This is a genomic window from Segatella hominis (assembly GCF_004535825.1).
Taxonomy (GTDB): domain Bacteria; phylum Bacteroidota; class Bacteroidia; order Bacteroidales; family Bacteroidaceae; genus Prevotella; species Prevotella hominis.
Genome location: NZ_SGVY01000001.1, coordinates 163,576 through 188,626 on the forward strand (window position 1 = coordinate 163,576; position 25,051 = coordinate 188,626).

Genomic DNA, 25,051 nt, shown 5'->3' on the forward strand with positions numbered 1-25,051 from the left:
TTTAAGAGATAATTTGTATATTTGTCATCAAAAAAAAGAATCATAATGACAAAAGACCAATTTCCAATTCGATTACATGAAGCAAGAATGATGATGGGACTAAGCATGGATAAGCTGGTAGAGCGAACAGGCGGAGCCATCACCAAGCAGAGTATATCTCGGTATGAAAGAGGCATCATGCGCCCAAAGAGACCGGCATTGTTGGCCTTGGCTAATGCCCTGCGCATCAGTGAAAAATATTTTTGGGGAACCAATATAGACATAGATATGCCTACGTTACGAACAAATGCCAATGGCAAAATTTCAGAAAAAGAACTGTTGGCATTGGAAGCCAAACTTTCTTTTTGGGCAGAGCAATATTTAGAGAAGGAGCATAAGGCAGGTTTCAGTTCCACCTTTAAGAATCCCGTTTTAGGGACGAAAATCTCAACTTTGGAGGATGCCATACAGGCAGCAGACCTTTTACGAGAGAAATGGTGTTGTGGTGACGGTCCTATAGCCAGTGTTCTTCGTTTATTAGAAAGAAAAGAAATCAAAGTGATGTCAGCAGAATTGCCAGAATCCGTTTATGGATTAAGCACCTGGGCAAATCACAGATATCCTCTGATCGTACTTGATATGAGATCAAGCAAGACTACAGTAGAAAAGCTTCGTTATACAGCCATGCATGAGTTGGCTCATTTGCTCTTTTCATTTCCCGACAATCCTTCATTATCTTTGGAGAAACGTTGTGATTTGTTTGCAGGTTACTTTATTCTCCCCAAGAAGACATATATAGAAGAGATGGGAGGAACCCAAAGGACGAATATATCCTTGGAAGAAATGATAGATCTTAAAAATGTCTATGGTTTATCACTTCGTGCTTTGATTCTCAGTGCTCGTGACTTTGGCATCATAGAAACAGAATACAAACGATGGTGGTATGCAGAGTATCTGGAAGATAATCCATGGGAATCGGGCTTAGGACATTACGCTTATCCAGAAACGATAGGTAGAGAAAAAAGAGTGGAAACAATAATAAAATACAAAAAAGATGAAGTTTAAAATCACATTAAAAATAAATAGGAAATTTGGTGACTTGCTGCCCTTTAATTATCAGTACGAGCAGTCGGCAGTCATTTATCGCATATTGGCGCAAGCTGATACGCAATATTCATCATGGCTTCATGAAAATGGCTATCTCTTACATGAAAGAAAGAGGTTTAAGCTATTTTGTTATTCACCCTTCATCTTTGAGAAAGTAAGACCTTTGCCTGAAGCGGGGTGCTTGAATATCATTGGCGAAAAAGTGGTATGGTACATTAGCTTTATACCAGAGAAAAGCACCTTTGAATTCATTCAAGGAATATTTGCCCATCAAAGCTTTACTATTGGCAATAAGGAACATCGTGTTGCTTTTGATGTTATTGGAGTAGAGGCTATGCCTATGCCACAATTGACAGAACAGATGGCTTTCCAAGCTATGTCTCCTATTTGTGTCAAGTTGCATGAAGACTACAAAACGCAATATTTGTCACCAGATAATCCCATGTTTGCTGACGGCATATTAAAGGGATTGAAAGCAAGATATGAGAGCATTCATGGGCAACCATTTGATATGAATGACAAGGAGTTTTCATTCGAATTGACAGACAATAAGGTCAAGTCGAAGTTGATAACAATAAAAGCCAATACTCCATACGAATCAAGAGTACGTGGATCTCTCTGCTCCTTCCGTATGAAAGCACCTTTAGAGTTGATGAAGATTGCTTATGAAGGAGGAGTAGGAGAACAATGTTCACAGGGTTTTGGATTTATAAAGAATATAGAATTATGAGTTTAGATACAGTCTTAAAAATCGGAAATATTTTGAGAAATTCAAAAGAGAAAATGAGTTTCTCAAATGCTATTGGATCTTGTCCTAAAGACAATAAAGGATGTTGGCCTTTTTGTCTTTCTCTTCCAGTAGACAAAGACTTTAATATTATTTTTGATAAGGTATCAGAAGTTCCTGAGAATAGAAGAAACAGTCTATATTATCTAATGTACAAAACTTCAACTAGTGATACTGTTTGTAGATATATATATGGTGATATTTATTATTCTTTCAAAGGTACATTGGGCAAGAATGGCTCCATAAATAAACCAGTTGAAGGTGGAAATTATAGATTAGTAGAATCTCCAAGTTCCTTTGATAAAGGTACTGCAACATGTAACGAAATCTGTTCTTTATCTGGTTTTTCTCCTGAAGGAATAGATGAGTTTCAACAGATAAGAACAGGACTCGCAAAAGAACAGATACTGATAGAACGAATCCTCAAATATGCTCCTGCTATTATAAAATACTTTGAAAATGTAAACGTTTCGTCCTTTAAGGAATATATTGAGAATGAAGATAACTTAAAGAATATTTGTTGCACTATAAATAAAGAAAACAACAAAAAAAAACTGGAGAAATTAAGTGAGGCTAAAAGTGACGAAGAATTGCTTATGTTAAATTCTGCGTCAATCTTTTTACATTTCTCTTATGAAGATGGTAATGGGGATGAAAAGAGTTGGTATGATTTTTCCAACACGTTAGAACTTGTCATTCGAGAAATGCATAAGAAGTATGTTGAGGATATTAAAGAAAACAAGGAAAGACTTGTGCTGAAAAAGAGCTGCTGGCCTACAATATGTTCTGGTGATAAGAAAAATGACATACAATTTCCAAATTTTGATTTGGAAAATAGATACAAGACAAGAGCTTTTACAGAATCAGAGATAGAAGATCTTTTTTATGGAGTTACCTATGCTGCGAAGAATGGTAAGAATTTTTCTGATTCTAATTATAAACTTATAGTTTTGCCGTGTGGAGATAATTTGAAAGCCGAGGATTTGAAACTCTTTCAAGAGAAGAGAAATGAACCAGCAATAGTATCTGCCAATGAATATAAGGATGATTTGATTTCGTCAATTTTAGAAGACAGTTCAACTTTTACATTCTTTGATTTCATTTTTGCAAGAAAAGAAAGAACCAAGCCAGATGATACTTATCTGATGGAAATTTCAAATATAACACGGAGTAATCTGAATCGTGTAACATCAAGAATTTGTAAAAAGGCGTATCAAGTGTACGCAGGAAGAAATAAAGAGATAAAGGTAGATATGTCTCTTTCTATCTGTTGTAAATCATTTTCCAATCTATTGGGAGATGTGCAATTGGATTCAACGGGAAAAGTAAAAATAGCCGCATCGAAAAAATATGAAAGTCATATTCTCAAAGTGCTTCCTTTAATATATAAAGGAGATTATTATAATGACCCGTCTTTACTCCATTCGTTTGTAACTAATGTAGAGTCCGCTATACGTTTAGGTGGTGGTCAGTTTTGGTATGAGATTTTGAAATATGATTTGATGTTCATATTATCAATACAAAATAATAAACAAAATAAATTTATGGAAATTATTAATTCTGCAAGTTTTATGCTTGGCGTTAAAATAGGGAAAATGGCCAAGCCATTGAAGAAGGCTATTGGTTCTTTTGAAAAGAACTATGTGGGCTTGCTTTCAAGAAGGGTGTCAACAAAAGATGATTGCATCAGGTTTATATCTGATATTAGTCAGAAACTTGTAATGCATGACGGAATGTGGGCAACAATGTGTGCTGAAGTTTGTGATGACTTGGCAAATCTATCAGAATCTGAATATGACAAGGATGAATTGTCTTTCGGATTCTTGGATGGCTATTTCAAATATGAGCCGACGGATAAGAAAAAAGATTTTCAGAAACGTTTAGAAAGAATCTTGGCTGATTATTCTGGCAATGAAGATTTAAAAGATGAAGTTAGTAAACTTAACTTGATAGTTGATGAAATAAACCATAAAAATTAAAGATATGAAGAAATCAGAAATTTTGTTTTTGTATGAAACATCATACAACATCCCCAATGGGGATCCATTTACAGGAGAACAACGTTACGATGAGGAAACGAAGAGAATCCTTGTTAGTGATGTTCGAATTAAAAGATTTATTCGTACATACCTTGAGGATATCGAAGGTGAGCACATCTATGTCTCAGACAAGACTGGAGCTGGCAAAACAGATTCTAAAGGTGTATTAACTTGGATCATTGAGAATTGGAATTCCAATCAAAAGACCGACATCGCTGAAATAATGAAAGAACTCATTGATGTAAGATTGTTTGGTGGTATATCAACGCTAGAAAAAAATATGAAAGTTGGTAAGACAGACTTTACAAATGGGCATGTGCAATTTACGGGACCTGTGCAATTTGCTTCCCTTAACCCTTCTTTGAATCGTGTCAACTTGAGAATGCACCAGAACACGTCACATTTTACATCTAAAGGAGATAAAGCGCAAGGTGCCATTGCTACAACAACTTTGGTTCCTTATTCTGTTGTTCAAATTCACGGATGGATTAATCCAACTGTTGCTAAAAACACAGATTTGAAAGAAAATGATTTGCAGAAAATGTTTAAAGCTTTATGGTATGGAACAGGCGGGGAAGGAAGCTCTTTCTCTCGTTCAAAAGTCGGACAAGATTCGCTTTTGTTGTTAATCATAGACTACAAAGAGAATTTTGACAAACTTTATGGAGTTGACAGAACCATAAAACTTGTGCCGAATGAAAGCTTGAAAGACGAGCAAATTCGTAGTATGGAGGACTATACTCTCGATTTCAGTAAACTCAAGGATCTTGCCAAGAATGACAAGATTGAAAAAATCAGATTCTATACAGAGATAGATAAGATTAAGAATGAGCTTAATGGTGAGAAGTTTGAAGAGATGAGCTTATGAAAGGTTTTCAATTCAAGATAGATGGTAATTGGGCTCATTTTAAAAAGCCAGAGACCAACAACAATCCATTGTCTCATGACCTTATTCCTAAAACGGCATTAATCGGAATGATTGGTGCAGTTTTAGGAATTGAACGCGAGAAGATGAAATCTCTTTTCCCTCAGTTGTCTGAAGACTTGTTGTATGGTGTTGAATTGCTAAAGCCTGTAAAAAAAGCATCATGTGGATTTACGTCTCACACGGCCATAAACCCTACAGCTATTAAATCACCCAAAGCTTTTGAAATGCTGCGTGATGTTAGCTACAAGATTTGTGTGGGACTCAATGGTGAACGCTCTCAAAGTATATTCGATGATTTTCAGAATGCAATTTTAGAAGGATATGCTGTCTATGACCCTTATTTGGGTATTGCTAACTGTCCAGCAGAATTGACTTCCATTAGTAAAGGAGAATTCATAACGATGCGGAATGGTGATTTTAAGACCAAAGGTTTCGTTATAGCGAATGAGCATAAGTTGAAAATAGTTGGCGATGACTTTCGAATTGGTTTTGACAAACTTCCGACATATCAGAATAATGATTTTTGGAATTTGCCAGAAAAATATGTAAACGTCATATACCCAGAATGCTCTTATATGCTTAAAGTAGAAGGAGATTATTGGGAATATATTCATGATAAAGAGATTGAACAATGGGTTTTGATTTAAATAATTGTTATTCACATCCAGGAAAACTTTTGAAAGTACATCTTGAAAATGTGGCTTTATTATCAAAAGTATATCTTGAAAATGTAGCTTTATTGTCAAAGAGAATTACCAGTTCTGATGCAGCAGGATTGGTATCTCTCTTCCATGATATAGGAAAGGTTAATCCTAATTTTCAAGAGAAATTAAATGGATTATGTCCGAAAGGATATGATCACCATGCCTATTTGTCTGCGTATGCTTTTCTCATGTTTCTGATTAAAAATCCAGATAAGTTTAAAGTTCCACATGAGTTTAATTCGCACAATTTCTTAACATCTTTAATAACTGTTGTTGCGAAACATCATGGGGACTTACCTAATATGATACCAAATGATGGCAATCCTATTCTTTCGGGCTATGAAGTAAGCAATCTTTATGCCTTTCTTGATAAGGAGCATATATCTTTTGGTAATGTCTTTTCTGAGTTATTAGGCAATGAGCCATCTATGCCATCATCAATAGAAGAAGATAGAATTAGATTATTTTTTAAAAGAATAGTAAATAAGCCAAATGATTATAATGTTGCTTTACGATTCTATTTAGAAATACAAAGCATTTTCTCTGCATTGGTAAAAGCTGACAAAAGTGATGCTGGTAATATGATATCCATGCTTGATGAGAATGAACAAAATCTGAATAGCTTTTCTCATATCTATCCAGATATATTACAGGGGTATCTTGACAATCTTAATTCTCAAACTTTACTTAATGTAGAGAGAACTAAAATACGTCTGGAAAGTATTAATAGTATTAAAAAAGGTTTAGAAGAAGGAAAACAGATTTTCGAATTGACGGCTCCGACTGGTTCCGGAAAAACGCTAATGTTGTTATCTTTAGCTTCCGAAATCATAAAGGCGAAGGGGGCTAAAAGAATTATTTATGGATTGCCATTCTTGTCGATAACAGAACAAGTTGAATCAGAAGTGTTGAAAATATTGAAAGGTTACGAATGTTTTGTTCAGCGTATAGACTCGAAATCTACAAATACTCGCTTTGATGAAATTCAGAAGGAACTGGATGATAATCCTTCTGAAAAGTTGTTACAGGAATTAGAGGCTTTAGAGTTTCAAGATGATACTTTTGGCTATCCATTCATAATTACAACTTTCGTACGTATATTTGAGACACTATTGGGAAATAAGAATCATGAGCTTATGAAATTGCCTAATTTTTCCAATTGTGTCTTTCTCTTGGACGAGATACAGTCTTTGCCTCCAAGATTGTATGGATTTTTTGTTGCTTACTTAGATAAATTCTGTAAACTAACAGGTAGTTTTGCAATAGTTTCTACAGCTACACAGCCAGCTCTTCGATTGCCTGATGACAATAAAGAAGCAAAGGAATTCTTTCTGGATTATGAACAACCATTTAAATTGTTGTCACTTTCTCATTATGAGAATCCTGTTTTTAACAGGTATACAGTAGAAGTACAAAAGTCAATTATAGATATAGAACAGTTGGGGCATCAAGTTTTACAGGAGGAGAAATCGGTGCTTGTTATCTTGAATACTATTCAGGATACAAAAGACTTATACAATTTCATCAGAAAAAATATGGATGACACAAATGTGTTGCTTCTTAATACACATTTTACTCCAAGCGACCGAAGCCAGAAAATATATATTGCTAAGGAGAAACTATGTCAAGGTGATAAGGTTGTTCTTATCTCTACTCAGCTTATTGAAGCGGGAGTTGATATTGATTTTCCAGTACTTTATAGGGATTTTGCTACCATTTCAAGTATTGTACAATCTGCTGGTCGCTGCAATAGAAATGGAAAAAATGCTGAAAAAGGAAAAGTTGTTGTAGTTAGGTTGGGAACGAATCAAGGGGAACGTTCAAGCCTGATTTATCGAGGCCCTGATAAAGAGTTGATAAATTTCTCAAGAGAATCTTTCTATGAATCAGGAAATTGCGAAGAGAAGGATATGCTAAACATACAGAAAGCCTTCTTTGAGAAAATATGTGATCAACTTATATTTGGAGCCTATGGAGAGAAACTGAAAAATAATTTAATGGAGGATATAAGCCAATGCATGTATGAAAAAGTGGGAAAATTCTCACTTGTTGACAATAATATATTTGGTGAGGAATGTTTGTACTATGTACCTCGTAATGGTGATGATAATAACTTTGAATTACTTCTGAAGTACCAGAAGAATTTAAAAGAATCTCTTTTACATGATGACAAGATATCTATCATACGATGCCATAAGAGAAAATTAAGCAACCAATTAAAAAAGATGGCCAATCGGATTGTACAAATAAGGATAAAGCCAAATCAATCAAAACCAATTACATCTTCAGGTGAAGATTATAATGGCCTTTATAAAATATCTACTAAATGTTATAATTTTGATACTGGTATTATAATTGATGGAGATAATTACTTATGACAATAACTGGCACTCATTTCAACTATTACCAGCTTTGCCATCGCAAACTATGGCTGTTTGCCAATGGTATCAACATGGAACAAGAATCAGACTTGGTCTATGAAGGAAAGCTGGTGCATGAATCAAGTTATCCACAACGTACATCAAAGTATGAGGAAGTGGAGATTGATGGTATCAAAGTAGATTACTATGATGCCAAGAACAAGGTCATCCATGAGATAAAGAAATCTAATAAGGTGGATAAAGCTCATGAATGGCAACTGAAATATTACATGTATGTTTTCGAGCAACATGGAATTGATGGCGTGAAGGGCATCTTGGAATATCCTCTTTTGAGAAAGACAAAAGAAGTAATCTTGACAGATGTTGATAGAGATGACATTCAGGTTATATCTAAAGACATCATTAAGATCATCTCTCAAGATGTTTGCCCATCTAAGGTCAAGAAAGGCATCTGTAAGAATTGTAGTTATTTCGATTTTTGTTATATAAACGAGTTGGAGGAAGAAGAATGAAAAGAAGTTTTTATCTGTTCAATCCAGGCATTATGGAAAGAAGGGACAATACGCTGAAGTTCACGCCTGTTATCGTGAATGAAGATAATGAAGAAATCAAGCAGCAACCTCGATACATTCCTATTGAGGATGTTGCGGAACTGTATGCCTTTGGAAGTCTGCGGGCAAATAGTGCTTTGTTCAACTTTCTGGGGCAGAAAGGTATTCCTGTCCACTTCTTCGACTATTATGAGAACTATACCGGAAGCTTCATGCCACGTGAAAGTCTTCTTTCTGGCAAGGCATTGTTGGCACAAACATCTGCATACCAAAACAAGAAAAAAAGAGTAGAATTGGCACGAAAGTTCATTCAGGGAGCAGCTTGGAATATGGTTATGAACCTCAACTATTATAATCGTAGAGGAAAAGACCTGCAAGATATTATCGATACTATTAAAAGATTGAGTAATACTTTACCAGATGCCAAGGCTGTGGATGAGATAATGGGAATTGAGGGAAATATCAGACAGGCATATTATGCTGCATTCGATATCATTCTCGATGATTTCAACATGGGATCAAGAACCAAGCAACCGCCAGAGAACGAGGTAAATGCTCTCATTTCTTTTGGCAACATGATGTGTTATACTGAAACTCTCCGGGCAGTTCATCAAACTCAGCTCAATCCAACGATAAGCTTTCTGCATACTCCAGGAGAAAGGCGTTTTTCGTTATGTCTGGATATATCCGAGATTTTCAAACCTATTATCGTGGATAGAGTCATCTTCAAGGTACTCAATAAGCATGCTTTAAGCACCAGTCATTTTGATAAGAAACTCAACAAATGTCTTTTGAACGAAAAGGGAAAGAAGATTTTTGTAAAGGCTATGGAAGAGCGATATGACGAGACGTTCCGTCATCGTTCTTTAGGACGTAATGTAAGCTATAAGCATCTTATAAAGTTGGAATGCTATAAGCTACTGAAAGATATTTTGGGAATAGAAGAATATAAACCTTTTAAAATGTATTGGTGATATGTATGTGATTATAGTTTATGATGTTGGTGAGAAGCGAGTAGGCAAAATGTTGAAGCTTTGCCGCCAGTATTTGTGTTGGATTCAGAACTCAGTTTTGGAGGGAGAATTATCTGAAGCCAAACTTCGTGAATTACAAATGAAAATGAAAGCTATTATTGATGAATCTGAGGATAGCGTTATAGTTTTCACCAATAAAATGGGATATAATATGAGCAAGCAGATTCTTGGAAAAGAACGAATGTCTACCGATAATTTCTTATAAAGAGTTGTCGATGTGGTTCTATTTTGCCGTTTTGAGTTCGGCAAAACCTCCGAAAGTGTTCTTTGACTTATTGAAACCTCCATAAATAGGCAGGTTGTCGTAAGACCGCAGAAAAAATATCTTTAGGCATCGACATTTTTCTGAAGATTTTTTTGTATCTTTGCACCCGCAAACCTATAGAGTCTTCGGGGGTGTATGCCTTAGACTTAACGGGTTTTAATCGTACCTTTATGGAATTGAAATCAAAGGCTTTGTATGCAAAATTTGGTCAGCCGTTAGGTTTTAATCGTACCTTTATGGAATTGAAATTTGGTCTTGTCCTTTAAAGGAAAAATGACACAAACGAGTTTTAATCGTACCTTTATGGAATTGAAATTCGGCTGCTGCCTGCGCCTGCTTTGCGATGGCTTCGTTTTAATCGTACCTTTATGGAATTGAAATGATACAAATTTATTAGCTATATGAATCATACTCAGTTTTAATCGTACCTTTATGGAATTGAAATGTACATAGCCTGTTCGGGAGTCCTCATTATAAAAAAGTTTTAATCGTACCTTTATGGAATTGAAATTTACGCAAGGTTCTACGACAATCGACGGTGGTTTGTTTTAATCGTACCTTTATGGAATTGAAATATGGGTGAACATCAAGCTACCAGAGCTGAAATGGTGTTTTAATCGTACCTTTATGGAATTGAAATTAACAAAGTCATACGACTGTTTGACGTTATCAGCAGTTTTAATCGTACCTTTATGGAATTGAAATAATATATCTCCTGATAGCCAATCGAGAGTGTCCTGTTTTAATCGTACCTTTATGGAATTGAAATTAAGTGACCGTCTCGTCACAGAGGAAACTGAAGGTTTGTTTTAATCGTACCTTTATGGAATTGAAATGTGATAGTCACGCCATTCTCATCTACACGAGTAAGGTTTTAATCGTACCTTTATGGAATTGAAACTAGCCTATGCGGCTATGCGTATCCTCTACAAAATCACGAAATAAGGGTTGGGAGGGGCGGTTTTAACCGACCCCATAATGTGGTGAATGGAAGTTTGCGTAGTTTACGATGCTACGTTTTACTGTTTTTACTTGGTAAACGCAGTTTTTCCATTGATTGTGCTGGCTTTTGGGATAAAATCATTCTCTTTGCGGTGTAAAATGTGATACCAATATCAAAAAAGTACTCTAATATGATATTTGAACGTAAGAAATACTTGGATGAACTTATCGCAGGACGTGGAAACGGTCTTGTGAAGGTTATAACAGGTGTCAGACGATGTGGGAGTCTTTCCTGCTGTTTGATATCTGGCATAACTGGCTGTTGGAACATGGGGTGACTGATAATCACATCATCGAAATACAACTTGATGATTTCCGAAACAGGCGGTTGAGAAAGCCTGATGCCTTGCTCGACTATATAGACTCAAAGGTAGTGGATGATGGCAAACCTTATTATCTTGCATACAAGAGTAAATAAGCGTGGCTACAAACGATGACTAAAGCCTCCTTGTAACCACGCTTTTATATTCTCTATATCAAACAAGGAACGTACCCTTGTTTATTTATTCCCCACCCCCTTTATCAAAATAGGGATCTAATTCCTTCTTCACATCGAAGCAGGGACAGGCCTTGGCGGAAAACTCGTTGTGACCGTGGATGGTGGCGTGAGGGAATTCCTCCTTCAGCTGACCGATGAGATCCAGCAGGGCAGCCTTCTGGTCGATGTAGGTAAGCAAATTATCCAATGATAGCTTTAATCCAGATGATACCATTTCTTTCGGACAAAGCTGTATAATATCATAGGTAATAACCTTAGCATATTTCTATAGACAAAGTCTGATATATACAAAAGAGGTAATCAATGTGAATGTGCTTTTCAGAATAATATTTGATTTCACTGATAGCATGATTAATCTCATTAAATTCTACTTCTTTTTCTTCAATATATTTATTTTTGTTCGACAATTTTACTATACATCACGATTTCGCTCCTGAAAACCTATATATTTGAGCTTAAAAATAAGGGGTTTTAGTGAAAAAATCCGCATTTTTGAGCTCTTAAGTGAAAGAATAAGCCGAAAAACGCTCCATAAATAGGGATTTCTTATCATAGTATAAATACACAATAATTGTTCCCTCCCGAATTTACGTATTACTGCCTATGGTTGATTCTACTTCCATGAGTTAGGATTTATAAGTCACTCATAATAAAGTACTTAACTCCGCCACTTGGGGGTAATTCTAATTCGCTCTATATGTTTATCAGCATCTAAAATGTTCCGTATTTCATATCTTTTGGCAAAGATAATAAATCTTTTATATAATATCGAATTTTATTATTTTTTTTATCGTAAAAGTAGAAAATAGCTATTTTGGGGGTATAAGAAGTCCAATTTTGATGGCAAAACATCCATTTTAGAGACAAGAAAAAGCCCTCCATTTGCTGTTTTGGGCTGAATATTTTACAGAATTGAATAGGAACGACAATAGAGGCAGATGCTGATTGTTAGTATATTTTATCTTTATTGCACTTATAAATGTGTCGCGAGCAAAATAGTTCAGATTACATAACTTATTGATAGCCAACAACATAAGCAATCATAACGATTAAAAATAATCCCTTATCAAGTAGCATTCTGGTCAAAAAGGTCAATGTCATTGTTGGTCAATTTATAAGAAGTATTGGTCATTTTTTTCTATAGTATAATATAAATAATATTTATATTATACTATAGGCTTTTTGACCCATCCCCCGAAGGATTTTGACCAACAATGACATTGACCTTTATGACCGCTTTTCTAAAATTCTGAGCCGCTTCCTTCATTTTCTTCCAATTCTATCAAAATGCAGCAATTGATTTTCAAAATATCATTGTAAAGCACTATCAGTCAGACACTTACAGACACCCCTAAAAAATCTGTAGCCCAAAAATTTGTTTTCAACTCCAAATTGTTGTACCTTTGCACCAGCAATCGAAAGAAAGCTTCTCTTGTACCGAAAGTCGGTCTTTACAGACGACACATTGGAGTCGTTATTGATGTCAGGCGCCGGACATCAATAACGACCCAAAGAAGGGCAAGAAACGGGGCTTCTGGGGAATTGAAATATCAACCATCTAAACACACACAAAAGTATGATTAACTACAGTATTACCATGCGCTCAGTGAATAGTAACCTCATTCCGATGCAGAGTTCAACCTCGTAGCCAGCCGTAGCGCTCAGGCTGCAGTCATCAAGGCCATCAAGGAGGGCAAAGCCAACGTGGACATCAGCACTCCAACTACTCCTAGCGACGGTTCAGATGGCGGTGGCTCTAACCCAAGCGGTGGCAATAAGGGTGACGCAGGACAGGACGGCAGCGGCGAGGATAACGAACTGTAGAAGGGAAATTAACCTCATGTGAAACACACAAAGAATTTAAGTTTAAGACACCAAAAAAGTCTATCTCATAATTGTGAGTAGCATCCTTAGGCCATTTGCGCTTAAATATTCTATTCATATATTATTTTCTTTATTTTTTATATAAAAGTTACTGACTATTTGATACTTACGCAGTGCAAGGATACGAATGATATTGAAAATACGCAAATTTATTTCCATGAAATATACGAAAATACGTAAATTTATATTGAAAATCCTTTGAAAATACGCAAATTTGGATGCTTGAGAGTTTTATCACAATAATAACCATTGTAGCATCTCACCAAAGTGGAATCTATGGTTTGAGCCAAAAGAGCATCAAATTGCTCCATAATAGAAAAAATTCCTCCAAAAGGAGTGAGTTTTTCAGAGTTTATTTGTATTTTGCCATGTCATTCAGAGTTTTATTTGTTATTTATTTTACAACACTAAGATAAGTGAAATTTCTGACATGACAAAATGAGGGTGTGTCATAAGTCTGTGACGCACCCTCTTTTCTTATCATCTGACAGGAAGCCCTATCTTATTACACACACAACAAAGCGAGAAAAATGATATATATAAATTATTGTCACAAAAACAACATATTCGATAGCAAAATGTCATTTTCAAGGCTAAAAACAAGTGGTTGACCCATATCAAGAAAAACATATTGCAATAATATTTCTCGGCAAAAGATGCCGTTATTCGATAAAAAAGTGTTAACTTTGCACTCGTATTTAAGGAATAACAAATAATAAATTTTAAAAAGGTTAATAATTATGATGACTATTTTTACAATGGCTTTCGCTGCAGTTATGTTTTCTGGTATGGTTCTTTGCATGGGCATGTTCTTGAAACACGTAGTAAACTCAATTCCAGAAATGACTGACATGAGCCATTCTGTTAGCTTGAGCAAGTAAGAATAGAACAATACATAATATATATATACATGAATCACTCTAGAAATAGAGAGAGATTTATATAAAGATGAGGGTGTGTCATAAGTCTGTGACACACCCTCTTTTTTCGTTACACTAAGGTCAAAATCATTTACGATATTATAAAGAAAGGTTATTATTCCTCAACTTATAAAACAAAATACATGGTTCGCTATAAGAGTTTTTCATTACCGCCAAATTACCGCCAAATTACCGCCAAATTACCGCCAAATCACTTTCTATCGTTCTCGAAAGTCTCCGACATTCTTTTTTTTGATAAAATTCCCCAATAATTTTATACGATTTTCAGTTTTTATTTGTAATTTCGCAGCAAATTTCTAAACACATATTAATTTTTAACAACATGTTGCAAAAGTTATTCGGTTTTGACCCAGCTCAAAACAAACTGAAAACGGAGGTGGCTGCGGGTATCACCACCTTCCTCACCATGGCCTATATCCTGGCCGTTAATCCTAACATCTTCAGTCATCTCGCCGCTCAGGGCATGGATACACACGCAGTGTTCACCGCCACCGTACTGGCTGCCATTGTGGGTACACTCGTGATGGCGGTCTATGCCAAGAAACCTTTCGGACTGGCTCCTGGCATGGGTCTGAACGCCTTCTTCGTATTCACGGTCTGTCTCACTATGGGCTATCCCTGGCAGATGGCACTCACGGCTGTTCTCATCGAAGGTTTCATCTTCATCATCCTCTCCGCTACCGGTATCCGCTCGATGATGGTGGATGCTATTCCGGCTTCCCTGAAACGTGCCATCGGTGCTGGTATCGGCCTCTTCATCGCCTTCATCGGTCTGAAGAATGCAGGTATCGTGGCTGCCAATGAGGCTACTTTCGTCACCATCGGTAAGATCACCGAAGGCTCTGCCCTGCTCGGCGTTATCGGCATCATCCTGACCAGCGTGCTCGTCATCAAGAAAGTGCCTGGCAACCTGCTCATCGGCATTCTCGCTACTACGCTCATCGGCATTCCTATGGGCATCACGGAAATACACGGACTGGTAGATGTGCCACCTTCGGTTTCACCTATCTTCTGCCAGTTTGATTTTTCCAAGGTCTTCTCCATCGATATGGTGATCATCGTCTTCACCTTCCTCTTCATCGATATGTTTGATACGATGGGCACACTCGTGGGCGTCTGCACCAAAGCGGGCATGATGAAACCGGACGGAAGAATCCATGGACTCAACAAGGCGTTCATGGCGGATGCCGTGGCTACCGTGGCTGGTGCCTGCTTCGGAACAAGTACCACTACCACCTATGTGGAGAGCGCTTCGGGTGTTGCCCAGGGCGGTCGTACGGGTCTTACTGCCTTCATTACTGCCATGTGCTTCTTAGTGGCCCTGTTCTTCGCACCACTGTTCCTGTCAGTTCCTTCTGCAGCAACTACTCCTGTGCTCGTCATCGTGGGTCTGTATATGATGTCGCCTATCAAAGACATCGACCTGAACGACTATGCAGAGTCTATCCCTGCTTTCATCACCATCATCATGATGCCGCTCACCTACAGTATTTCTGATGGTATTCTCTGCGGTATGATCAGTTATGTGGCCATCAACGCCTGCTGCGGAAACTTCAAGAGGCTGAGCATCACCATGTGGGTATTGGCTATCCTCTTCGTGCTGAAATATATCTTCATCTAAACAGAGATGAAAATACGGTTTAGATAATAATCCTAACTATATAATGAACAGATCCGGTTGGAACTCATGGGGTTCTAACCGGATTTTTTTATCCCCCCGACCTCTTTGTAACCTATCTGTAACATACAATACTACCTTGTAACATAATCGTCACAAACACGTAATGCGCTTTGCACCACCACTTTCAAAATATCGTCGTACCTTTGCACCCGAAAAGAAATATATGTTTCCTGCTTGTTGGCACAATAGAAACAAGAGAAGGCATTCATACTTAACATTATAATGAAATGAAAGAGAACAAGAAAGCAATTCTGGAGATTCTCAAGAAAAAGAGTTCCAAGAAAGAAGGCAAGAAGGACGATAAGTTTGAGAGCTTAGTGCTCAACCTCGCCCTTCAGAAGATTGACAGTGATGACTTCGACTATGATGGAGAGGCTGTTTATACTGCAGACAAGAAGCGACTCATCTATTGCATGAGTAATGAGGCAAGTTTCACCGTTCCTGAGGGTGTGACCGTCATTGGTGAAATGGCTTTCCGTGGCAAGAAACAACTCAAGAATGTCATCATAGCCAACTCCGTGAAGGAAATAGAGCACGATGCTTTCTATGATTGTGATGAACTGGATAACGTTTATATCCCTGCCGGTGTCAAGGAAGTAAGGGGATATGCTTTTGCAGAATGCGACAAACTCAAGAAGGTGACTTTTGCCGGCGTTCCTGCCAAACTGAGCCGTCATGCTTTTGATGACTGCGATCTTCTCCACGATATCATTGTGCCTGCCGGTGCCAGCAAAACTTTCCGCAAGGCTCTCCACTTCATCGATGGGGATACTGATTTCGTCGTTACTGAAATGGCAGAAAAGAAAAATTCCAAAGAGCCTGAGAAGAAGAAGGTAAAAGCCTGATATTTCTCTCACTAACTTATTATCATACATAGTATCATAAAACAATATCGACCCAAAAGTTTATGACCAAAGAAGAAATTATTAAAAAAGCATACGTAGAACGCGACGTGAGCTGGATGTACTTCAACCACCGCATTCTGCAGGAAGCCAAGAAGGAATTTGTTCCATTGCTCGAACGTCTCTCCTTCCTCGGCATTTATTCCAACAACCTCGATGAGTTCTTCCGTGTACGTGTGGCTTCGCTCAACCGCATGACCGACCGCAACCTCACCAAGGATATGGAAGCGCAAATCAAAAAGTCTCTCAAAACGATCAATAAACTCAATGAATCTTACTCGAAAGAATACACTGAAGCGGTGGATCAGGTTTTCCGCGAACTTGAAGTTCACAAAGTTCGACTTGTCACCGAAGCCAATCTCAACGATGAGCAGAAGAACTTCCTCACACAGTTCTTCTACGACAAGCTCAACGGCTCTGTCAATCCTATCTGGCTCAACGAGATAGACGACCTCTCCACCCTGGAGGACAACCGCATCTACCTCGCCATCGAAAAGACAGAAATGGAAAATAATGACGAGGAAGAAAAGGGCAAGAAAAAGAAAGACGACAAGAAGGGCAAGAAGAAATATGCCGTGGTGAAGGTGCCTGACCGTGTGTATGGCCGATGGGTGAAGATTCCTTCAAGCGACGGATTCGACAACATCATGTATCTGGACGACGTGATTCGCTACTGTCTGCCCTTAGTTTTCCTCGGATTCAAGGAGAGTTCTTACCGTGCTTATTCCTTCAAGTTTACCAAGGATGCGGAAATGGAGATGGACAATGATGCTGACTTCGGTACGATGGAGAAGATTGCCTTGGGTGTAAACAGCCGAAAGAAGGGGGAAGCCGTGCGCGTGATCTACGACCGGGAAATGCCGAAGGACTTGCAGAAGAAACTGCGAGAGCGGCTGAACACCAAAGAGCTGGATGCTTCGCTTGCGGGCGGAAGATACCAGAACCACAAGGACCTGATGTCTTTCCCGGACTGCGGACACAAGGAACTGAAATATGAGAAGTGGACGCCTATCATGAAACCGGAGTTCCTCTCCAACGAGAGCATTCTCGACCAGATCCGTCAGAAAGACCGTTATATCCACGTGCCTTACCACAGTTTCAACGGCTACATCCGTGTGCTGCGCGAGGCTGCCATCAAGCCAGAGGTGAAAGCCATCAAGACTACACTCTACCGTCTGGCCAAGGACTCCAAGGTGGTGAAGGCCCTGATTACTGCGGCACGCAACGGCAAGAAGGTAACTGCCGTGGTGGAGCTTCTCGCCCGCTTCGACGAGGAGAGCAACATCAAGTGGAGCAAGCGCATGCAGGAGGAAGGCGTCAACGTTATCTTCGGTGTGGAGGGATTGAAGATTCACTCCAAACTGCTCTATATCGAATCCAAGAAGGGCAATATCGCCTGCATCGGAACGGGTAACTTCCACGAGGGAAATGCCAGGATATATACTGACTATCTGATGATGACGGCACGTCAGAAAATCGTGAATGAGGTGGCTAAGGTGTTCGACTTCATCGACCGTCCTTTCTCGCCTTTCCGTTTCAACGAACTGCTCGTTTCTCCTAACTCCATGAAGAGCCGCATCCTCAGAATGCTGGATACGGAAATCAAGAATGCCAACGAGGGCAAGGAGGCCTGGGTGAAGATGAAAATCAACCACATCACCGATACCGACATGGTGGCAAAACTCTATCAGGCTTCCAAGGCTGGAGTGAAGATAGACATCGTGATACGTGGCAACTGTTCGCTCGTGCCGGGCATCGCCAACCTCAGCGAGAACATTCACTGCGTGGGCATCATCGACAGATACCTGGAGCACAGCCGTATCCTCATCTTCGCTAATGGCGGAAAACCAAGATATTTCATCGGTTCTGCCGACTGGATGCCGAGAAACCTCCTCAACCGCATCGAGGTGCTCACCCCAGTATATGACGAGGATATGCAGGCAGACCTGCTCCGCACCGTATCATACGGCATGAGAGATACCGCAAACGGCCGCATCGTGGACGGCAAGGGAAACAACGAGTTCGTAGAAGGTCCTGAATTCAGAAGCCAGGAGGAATTATATAAAGCCTATCAGGAGGAAATAAAAGAATCATAAAAAGTAATTGTAATGACAACATTAGCAGCTATCGATATTGGTTCCAACGGAGCCAGACTACTCATCAAGCGATTTGATCCGGAAGCACCACGCGAGGAAGACCGCATCAAGAAAATCATGTTCATCCGCATTCCGCTGCGCCTGGGTAAGGATGTGTTTACCCTCGGCAAGGTTTCCAAGGAAAGGGAGAAGATGATGCTCCACATGATGAAGGGATTCAAGCAATTCATGAAGCTCAACGATGTGGATGCCTTCCGTGCCTGTGCCACTTCTGCCATGCGAGATGCAGAAAACGGCAAGAAGGTGCTGAAGAAAATAGAAAAGCAGACCGGCATCAAACTCGAGATTATCAAAGGACAGGAGGAGGCGAAACTGCTCTACAACAACCTGGTGGAGAAGACCGACTCCAACGAGGGCAACTTTGCCTATATCGACGTGGGCGGTGGAAGCACCGAGGTTTCCATCATCCACGACGGAACGCTGGCTGAAAGTTTCTCCTACAACATGGGTACGCTGAGAATGCTGAGCGGGAAGGTGACGGCTGATACTGAAAAACAGTTTAAGGAAAACCTCTGCAGATATGCCAAGGAATATGGCAATATCCGCATCATCGGTTCTGGTGGAAACATCAACAAGCTCAACAAGTTGGCCCGCCACAACAAGACGAATGGCAAGGAACTGTCAATCAGCGAACTGAAGCGCCTCTACCTGATGATGCAGCCGCTGAGCATCGAAGAACGTGAGATTTCCTTCTCGCTGAAGGAAGACCGTGCCGATGTCATCATTCCTGCTGCCGAAATCTTCATCCAGGCATGCGAGTATCTGGAATGCGACACCATCATGGTGCCGAACATCTCACTTGCCGACAGTATCGTGGATGGACTCTATGAGAAATTAGAAATGACAAATGAGAAATTACAAATGAGAAATTAGATATGGGTACAATTTATTTATGTATTGTGATCTTCCTGCTCTGTCTGGCAGTGTTTGATCTTTTTGTGGGAGTCAGCAATGATGCTGTCAACTTTCTGCAATCTGCCATCGGAGCTAAGGTGGCTAAGTTTCGCACGGTGCTGATCATCGCTTCCTGCGGTGTGGTTCTCGGTGCTATCATGTCATCAGGAATGATGGACATCGCCCGTCATGGCATCATGAGTCCGGACCACTTTACCTTTGAAGAAGTGATGACGCTCTTCCTGGCTGTTATGGTAACTGATGTCATCGTACTGGATGTGTTCAACACCTTAGGTATGCCTACCTCTACTACCGTGTCATTGGTATTCGAGCTGTTAGGAGGTGCTTTCATCCTTGCCACCCTCAAGATGATCGGTGACGACAGCCTCAACTATGGCATTCTGCTCAACAGCGACAAGGCTCTGGAGGTTATCATGGGTATCTTCTCGTCTGTCATCATCGCCTTTGTTTTCGGTGCGCTCGTGATGTGGATTTCCCGTATCGTCTTTACGTTCAACTACAGAAAACATTCCCGCTATTCCATCGCTATCTTTGGTGGAATCGCCTTCACTGCCCTCTCCTACTTCATCTTCATGAAGGGTCTTGGCAAGAGTCCGTATCTGCCAAGTGAGTGGCGCGACTTTATCGACCAGAACATCGGGTTGCTGCTTGTCATTACCTTCGTGGTTTCTGCCATCGTGATGGAATTTCTCCACCTCTGCCGCGTCAATATCTTCAAGTTCACCGTTCTGATGGGTACCTTTGCCCTGGCTATGGCATTCGCAGGTAACGACCTTGTCAACTTCATCGGTGTGCCTCTGGCTGGTCTTTCTTCTTACAACGACTATATGGCAAATGCCAACGGAGCTGCACCTGACAGCTTTATGATGACCTCATTGATGGAGAGTGCCAAGACCACTCCTGTCTATCTTCTCGCTGCCGGTTTCGTGATGATTGTTGCAATGGCAACCTCTAAGAAGGCACAGAATGTGATCAAGACTTCTGTAGATTTGAGCCGTCAGGATGAAGGCGATGAGATGTTTGGCAGTTCTTCTGTTGCCCGTGTCATCGTGCGCAACTGTCAGGCTACAGATTCTTGGCTCAACAAGTATCTGCCAAATTCCTTGAAAAGATGGATCAATTCCCGTTTTGATAAGAATGCAGTAGAACTCGAAGAGAGTGCTGCTTTCGATGTAGTTCGTGCTGCAGTCAACCTGGTACTTGCTTCTATGCTCATCACCATCGGTACCAACCTCAAGTTGCCTCTTTCTACCACTTACGTTACCTTCATGGTGGCAATGGGTTCTTCACTTGCCGATAGAGCCTGGAGCCGTGAGAGTGCCGTATTCCGTGTTACTGGTGTATTGAGTGTGATCGGTGGATGGTTTATCACAGCCGGTGTTGCTTTCGCAGCCTGCGCCATCGTTTGTCTCACCATGCATTTCGGTGGCATCCTCGTTCAGAGTGCTTTCATGATTCTTGTTATCTTCTTGCTCATCCGCAGCAATATCAAGTACAACAAGAAGGCTAAGCAGGAAAGCAAGGGCACCACCTTCCAGCTGATGATGCGCTCCCACGACCCAGAGATTGTATGGGATTTGCTTCGTCGCCAGGTATCTCGCACCCAGAGCTTCGTTTGCAAATTCGCCCTGAACGAGTTCAATCTCATCGTAGATGGTCTTGCAAGCGAGAGTGCCCGTGATCTTCGCCATGCCAACAAGGAACTGAAGAAGGAGCAGGACATGCTGAAGAAATTCCGCCGCCAGGAGATGCTCGGTCTGAAACGCTCTCCTATGGAGATTGCCATCGAGCGCAACACCTGGTTCCATCTGGGCGCCAACAGCAACCAGCAGTTCATCTACTCTCTCCGCCGTATGCTCGACCCTGTGAAGGAGCACGTGGACAACAACTTCAATCCTTTGCCAGCTGAATACATCAACGAGTTTGCTCCTGTACGTCAGAAGATCAATGACCTGATGAAGATGAGTTGCGAACAGATTGAGACCAACCGATATGAGAACTATCGTGAGATTCTCGCCGAGGCTGATGCCTGCAAGGATGAACTTTCAGTGCTTCGCAAGAAACACATCGACCGCTTGCAGAACATGAAGGATAATAGTTTGATGCAGATTTCCTTGGTTTATCTCAACATTCTCCAGGAGAGTCAGGAATTCCTGAGCGTGATGAGACACCAGCTCAGAGCTGCCAAGAAGTTCATGGAAGCCTAAATTAGTAATGAGAAATGAGAAATGAGAAATGAATAAGAAATGAAAAGAGGATGTGTCAAAGTCCATGACACACCCTCTTTTTTATTTTTCATTTCTAATTTCTAATTTCTCATTAAAAATTACTTTACGATAAACTTAGCAGCCTTACCTGCGCCCTTGATGACATACATGCCAGAAGGCAGAACCGTAGAACCATTTCCGCTACCGCTCTTGACAAGCTGGCCAGCCATAGAGAAAATACTCCAAGCACCCTTGGTCAGGACATCCACCTCATTGCCACGTACTGCAAAGCGAGTTTCAGCCAAAAATGGCTTATCCGCAGTAACAGAACCAATACCGGAAGTAGTATTATCTACAATCTTACCGAAGCGGCTCCATTCATTAGCTTTAGAATAGTCGGCTTTTGGAGTAACCCAATACTTTTCTCCTGTCTTCTCGTCAATCTCATAATGATCATCCGGTACAATCAATTCCACTTGTGAAAGGTCATAAGGGAAGACATTGTTGATTTTCTCTTCTTTAAAATACATAGGAGAAGGGCGGGACGAAATAACCCTCTTTAGACCAGAATAATTTACAAATGCTCGATCGACAAGATTTTCGAAGTAATCAGCATTGATAGTTAACTCCTCTACCTTCTGCATGCTGCTTTCATCATACCAATGCCCCACAGAAGCAGGAATCGTAATACTCTTGGCCTCAGAAGCATTTCTAAGAGCATCCTGAGAAACGCAGTAGGTTCCCTGAGGAATATCTATGTCTGTTACCTGATTGCTTACATAATAAAGGGTATTGCCGGCATAACGCATATCGCCTTCCTGATTTCTCCACCAGGCAGTATTGTAGAATGCACTTGGATGTGGCATGATCAACTGTTCAGGGAAAGTAATATCACTCAACTTTGAACAACCGTAGAAAGACATGTGTCCAAGCGTAAATTGATATCCTGAGAATGTAACCTTCTCTAAATTTTTACATTCATTGAAACAGCACTGGTCTGACTCTATAACATATTCTCCAATGATAAGTTCTTTGATGTGAGCGTTTTTGTCATAAAGATAACTACCGATAGAAATACCCATAAATGGATAATCTGTACTGAAACCTTCAGGCAAGGTAGTGAATAAGGACAACGTGGTTCCTGTAAATGGCTTAGCCATGACCAATTTCAACTGATAAGGATCCCCCTCATTCTCTCCAGTGTAGCCGTACATATATTTTTTCTGACATAAGTAATCGCCCACTACACTAAAGGTAGTGTTACCTTCCTCTACACTGATACGCTGTACCTTAGACAATAAATTGAGCCATGATTCCCCATAGACGTCATATACTTGATCCATCTCCTTACAGAAAGTCAGATCTGTAATTCCACCAGGTGCATCAATGGCAATGGCACCATTACCGTAATAAGACTTATAAAGAATATTATTCTTGATAAAATAACGCTGATAATTATCAGTCTGCTCACGCTCTTCCATGGTCAGCGTCTTCAAATTTGGCCATCTTGCATATGTTACTTCACTTATATCCTCATCCTTTGGAATACAATAGCTGCTTACCGTAGCAGGAATATAGCAAAGGTTTTGACGCTCGGGTTCCCAGTTTTTGTCACGTTCCATGACGACACCATTGGCATCCTTGAAAAATGTTTCATTCCCGCTGCTAATCTCAAAATCAGCGATGTTATACGTATCCCTGAAACCAAAAGATTTGACATTCTTACCCATTACCAATGTCTGCAGACCTGGCAGATTAGAGAGAGAAATAGATTCTACATTGTCATTTGTCACCAATTTCTGCAAGTATGGATAATCTGTCAGATTGATATCAGTCATCGGACAACCAGCAGCTGCCAGATCGAGCACTTTCGCTTTTTTAGGCAATATAAAATCATTATTATTCAAATCAAACAAGACTCCATCAACTACCTTATACTTGCTATTGGCTACCGGCATGACAAATTTCTCCAAATTAGGAGCATCCTGAACACTAAAATTCGTGACGGTAGAAGGCAACGTAATCTGTTTCAGATTTGGATAACTGCCATAATAAAGAGTGCAAGAAGTCACACCCTCAGGAACATTGATGGAACTGACACCGGCACAAAAGAACTGCACCTCTGAATTTTTAATCAGCATCACTCCTTCTGGATCAGTACTGAAAGAGGTATTTTCTGCATCTACAGAGATAGACAGAAGCGATGGAAACTGACTTGTCGAATACCATAATTCCATGTCATTAACCGACTTGCTCAAGTGCAAGGACGTTACACCCGGATACTGCTGAGGACCTAAGTTTAAATAAGTCAGCTTATCTGAGATATTCAGTTTTCCCTTTAATTGAGCAGGAACAGATATGCTCCATTCCCCATAATTTTGGGTATACAAACATTTGTCCTGTACAAACGATAACCCGTTGGCGGAATTAATTTAGCGCATACTTAACCCTGCCAACCGGTCTGTTGTTTACATAATTAATATATTGCAAGACTGTAAATGCGCTGATTTTCCCGATGATTCGGGTAAACAGTCCTAGTGTTTGCTTAGCATAGTTTCGGAAGAGCATGAAGTGATCACAAAGTTGAGAGAAATTTGTCTCGATTCTCTTCCTCGCCTTAGCATAAGGCTTAAATGTTGGTCGCCAATTCTTCATGTTCAAGCGATATGGAACTTCCAACTTGATGCCTACAGAAGAAAACAAGTCTTGCTGTAGTTCCGCACTGAGGTAAGCTCGATCGCCAAGGATGCAACAGTCATGGAATTGAAACTTTACATCTTTAAGAAAATGAATGTCATGAACATTAGCTGGACTCAGGTCATACGAGTGGATAACTCCACTTAACCCACAGACAGCGTGGAGTTTATACCCAAAGTAGTATATCTTCTGAGTAGCGCAATAGCCAAATGCAGGAGAGTTTGTTACGTCTGTTCCTTTCATCTTGCAACGCAAGCCTCTGGATAAGCGACACACCTCTATTGGTTTGGAATCTATGCAGAAATATTCTTCTGCACCATCCATCTTTGACGCTATGCGCTTACGAATCTTCTCACATAGTTCCGCAGTGAACTTTCGCCTGTCATTGAACT

At 40.0% G+C, this 25,051-nt stretch carries 19 protein-coding genes and 1 CRISPR repeat array; of the genes, 16 read left to right on the plus strand and 3 right to left on the minus strand.

The window, feature by feature from the left end:
• Window positions 1–45 precede the first annotated feature (45 nt).
• The 10 genes from EXN75_RS00670 (at window position 46) to EXN75_RS00715 (ending at window position 11,195) form a co-directional block, all read left to right on the plus strand.
• Window positions 46–1,044, plus strand: coding sequence for a helix-turn-helix domain-containing protein (locus EXN75_RS00670; RefSeq protein WP_134842391.1), 999 nt, complete (start codon window positions 46–48; stop codon window positions 1,042–1,044).
• Entirely contained in the window at window positions 1,034–1,816 is a 783-nt protein-coding gene (cas6, locus tag EXN75_RS00675) for a CRISPR-associated endoribonuclease Cas6 (RefSeq protein WP_134842392.1), read from the plus strand. The genes EXN75_RS00670 and cas6 overlap by 11 nt, the downstream gene beginning before the upstream one ends.
• Window positions 1,813–3,852, plus strand: a complete 2,040-nt coding sequence (locus EXN75_RS00680; RefSeq protein ID WP_134842393.1) for a hypothetical protein — start codon at window positions 1,813–1,815, stop codon at window positions 3,850–3,852. The genes cas6 and EXN75_RS00680 overlap by 4 nt, the downstream gene beginning before the upstream one ends.
• Window positions 3,853–3,856: 4 nt before the next feature.
• Window positions 3,857–4,780, plus strand: a complete 924-nt coding sequence (cas7b, locus tag EXN75_RS00685; RefSeq protein WP_134842394.1) for a type I-B CRISPR-associated protein Cas7/Csh2 — start codon at window positions 3,857–3,859, stop codon at window positions 4,778–4,780.
• A complete protein-coding gene (cas5, locus tag EXN75_RS00690) occupies window positions 4,777–5,487 on the plus strand; it encodes a CRISPR-associated protein Cas5 (RefSeq protein ID WP_134842395.1) in 711 nt (236 codons plus the stop codon). Before cas7b ends, cas5 begins: the two co-directional genes overlap by 4 nt.
• Entirely contained in the window at window positions 5,472–7,922 is a 2,451-nt protein-coding gene (cas3, locus tag EXN75_RS00695; protein ID WP_134842396.1) for a CRISPR-associated helicase Cas3', read from the plus strand. Before cas5 ends, cas3 begins: the two co-directional genes overlap by 16 nt.
• Window positions 7,919–8,437 carry a CRISPR-associated protein Cas4 gene (cas4, locus tag EXN75_RS00700; RefSeq protein WP_134842397.1) on the plus strand — a complete coding sequence of 173 codons (519 nt, stop codon included), beginning with the start codon at window positions 7,919–7,921 and terminating at the stop codon, window positions 8,435–8,437. The genes cas3 and cas4 overlap by 4 nt, the downstream gene beginning before the upstream one ends.
• On the plus strand, window positions 8,434–9,450 hold the full coding sequence (gene cas1b, locus EXN75_RS00705; protein WP_118255156.1) for a type I-B CRISPR-associated endonuclease Cas1b: 1,017 nt from the start codon (window positions 8,434–8,436) through the stop codon (window positions 9,448–9,450). The genes cas4 and cas1b overlap by 4 nt, the downstream gene beginning before the upstream one ends.
• Window position 9,451: 1 nt before the next feature.
• A complete protein-coding gene (gene cas2, locus EXN75_RS00710) occupies window positions 9,452–9,715 on the plus strand; it encodes a CRISPR-associated endonuclease Cas2 (RefSeq protein ID WP_134842398.1) in 264 nt (87 codons plus the stop codon).
• Between the two features lie 213 nt (window positions 9,716–9,928).
• Window positions 9,929–10,676: a CRISPR direct-repeat array (repeat unit 30 nt; unit sequence GTTTTAATCGTACCTTTATGGAATTGAAAT).
• Window positions 10,677–10,994: 318 nt separating this feature from the next.
• A complete protein-coding gene (locus EXN75_RS00715) occupies window positions 10,995–11,195 on the plus strand; it encodes a hypothetical protein (RefSeq protein ID WP_246031245.1) in 201 nt (66 codons plus the stop codon).
• Window positions 11,196–11,280: 85 nt separating this feature from the next.
• Here the strand turns inward: EXN75_RS00715 and EXN75_RS00720 are convergent, their stop codons facing one another.
• Window positions 11,281–11,490 carry a peptidoglycan recognition protein family protein gene (locus tag EXN75_RS00720; protein ID WP_134842399.1) on the minus strand — a complete coding sequence of 70 codons (210 nt, stop codon included), beginning with the start codon at window positions 11,488–11,490 and terminating at the stop codon, window positions 11,281–11,283.
• A 2,410-nt stretch (window positions 11,491–13,900) separates the two neighbouring features.
• Here EXN75_RS00720 and EXN75_RS17535 point away from each other — a divergent pair.
• The 6 genes from EXN75_RS17535 (at window position 13,901) to EXN75_RS00750 (ending at window position 21,962) form a co-directional block, all read left to right on the plus strand.
• Entirely contained in the window at window positions 13,901–14,041 is a 141-nt protein-coding gene (locus tag EXN75_RS17535) for a hypothetical protein (RefSeq protein WP_167639412.1), read from the plus strand.
• A 382-nt stretch (window positions 14,042–14,423) separates the two neighbouring features.
• A complete protein-coding gene (locus EXN75_RS00730; RefSeq protein WP_134842400.1) occupies window positions 14,424–15,722 on the plus strand; it encodes an NCS2 family permease in 1,299 nt (432 codons plus the stop codon).
• A 287-nt stretch (window positions 15,723–16,009) separates the two neighbouring features.
• The gene (locus EXN75_RS00735) at window positions 16,010–16,627 is read left to right on the plus strand and encodes a leucine-rich repeat domain-containing protein (protein WP_134842401.1); all 618 of its coding nucleotides are present in this window, start codon (window positions 16,010–16,012) and stop codon (window positions 16,625–16,627) included.
• 62 nt (window positions 16,628–16,689) lie between these two features.
• On the plus strand, window positions 16,690–18,780 hold the full coding sequence (locus tag EXN75_RS00740; RefSeq protein ID WP_134842402.1) for an RNA degradosome polyphosphate kinase: 2,091 nt from the start codon (window positions 16,690–16,692) through the stop codon (window positions 18,778–18,780).
• A gap of 12 nt (window positions 18,781–18,792) precedes the next feature.
• On the plus strand, window positions 18,793–19,713 hold the full coding sequence (locus tag EXN75_RS00745; RefSeq protein WP_134842403.1) for a Ppx/GppA phosphatase family protein: 921 nt from the start codon (window positions 18,793–18,795) through the stop codon (window positions 19,711–19,713).
• A gap of 2 nt (window positions 19,714–19,715) precedes the next feature.
• A complete protein-coding gene (locus EXN75_RS00750; protein ID WP_134842404.1) occupies window positions 19,716–21,962 on the plus strand; it encodes an inorganic phosphate transporter in 2,247 nt (748 codons plus the stop codon).
• Window positions 21,963–22,081: 119 nt separating this feature from the next.
• Here the strand turns inward: EXN75_RS00750 and EXN75_RS00755 are convergent, their stop codons facing one another.
• Window positions 22,082–24,352, minus strand: a complete 2,271-nt coding sequence (locus EXN75_RS00755) for a leucine-rich repeat protein (protein ID WP_134842405.1) — start codon at window positions 24,350–24,352, stop codon at window positions 22,082–22,084.
• A 37-nt stretch (window positions 24,353–24,389) separates the two neighbouring features.
• The coding region (locus tag EXN75_RS00760) for an IS982 family transposase (protein WP_134842406.1) at window positions 24,390–25,051 on the minus strand (662 nt) is incomplete at its 5' end.

Excerpts from the sequence above, each read along its gene's own strand:
- EXN75_RS00670 (WP_134842391.1), top strand. The coding sequence starts at position 46 with ATGACAAAAGACCAATTTCCAATTCGATTACATGAAGCAAGAATGATG.
- cas6 (WP_134842392.1), top strand. The coding sequence starts at position 1,034 with ATGAAGTTTAAAATCACATTAAAAATAAATAGGAAATTTGGTGACTTG.
- EXN75_RS00680 (WP_134842393.1), top strand. The coding sequence starts at position 1,813 with ATGAGTTTAGATACAGTCTTAAAAATCGGAAATATTTTGAGAAATTCA.
- cas7b (WP_134842394.1), top strand. The coding sequence starts at position 3,857 with ATGAAGAAATCAGAAATTTTGTTTTTGTATGAAACATCATACAACATC.
- cas5 (WP_134842395.1), top strand. The coding sequence starts at position 4,777 with ATGAAAGGTTTTCAATTCAAGATAGATGGTAATTGGGCTCATTTTAAA.
- cas3 (WP_134842396.1), top strand. The coding sequence starts at position 5,472 with ATGGGTTTTGATTTAAATAATTGTTATTCACATCCAGGAAAACTTTTG.
- cas4 (WP_134842397.1), top strand. The coding sequence starts at position 7,919 with ATGACAATAACTGGCACTCATTTCAACTATTACCAGCTTTGCCATCGC.
- cas1b (WP_118255156.1), top strand. The coding sequence starts at position 8,434 with ATGAAAAGAAGTTTTTATCTGTTCAATCCAGGCATTATGGAAAGAAGG.
- cas2 (WP_134842398.1), top strand. The coding sequence starts at position 9,452 with ATGTATGTGATTATAGTTTATGATGTTGGTGAGAAGCGAGTAGGCAAA.
- EXN75_RS00715 (WP_246031245.1), top strand. The coding sequence starts at position 10,995 with ATGTGGGAGTCTTTCCTGCTGTTTGATATCTGGCATAACTGGCTGTTG.
- EXN75_RS00720 (WP_134842399.1), bottom strand. The coding sequence starts at position 11,490 with ATGGTATCATCTGGATTAAAGCTATCATTGGATAATTTGCTTACCTAC.
- EXN75_RS17535 (WP_167639412.1), top strand. The coding sequence starts at position 13,901 with ATGATGACTATTTTTACAATGGCTTTCGCTGCAGTTATGTTTTCTGGT.
- EXN75_RS00730 (WP_134842400.1), top strand. The coding sequence starts at position 14,424 with ATGTTGCAAAAGTTATTCGGTTTTGACCCAGCTCAAAACAAACTGAAA.
- EXN75_RS00735 (WP_134842401.1), top strand. The coding sequence starts at position 16,010 with ATGAAAGAGAACAAGAAAGCAATTCTGGAGATTCTCAAGAAAAAGAGT.
- EXN75_RS00740 (WP_134842402.1), top strand. The coding sequence starts at position 16,690 with ATGACCAAAGAAGAAATTATTAAAAAAGCATACGTAGAACGCGACGTG.
- EXN75_RS00745 (WP_134842403.1), top strand. The coding sequence starts at position 18,793 with ATGACAACATTAGCAGCTATCGATATTGGTTCCAACGGAGCCAGACTA.
- EXN75_RS00750 (WP_134842404.1), top strand. The coding sequence starts at position 19,716 with ATGGGTACAATTTATTTATGTATTGTGATCTTCCTGCTCTGTCTGGCA.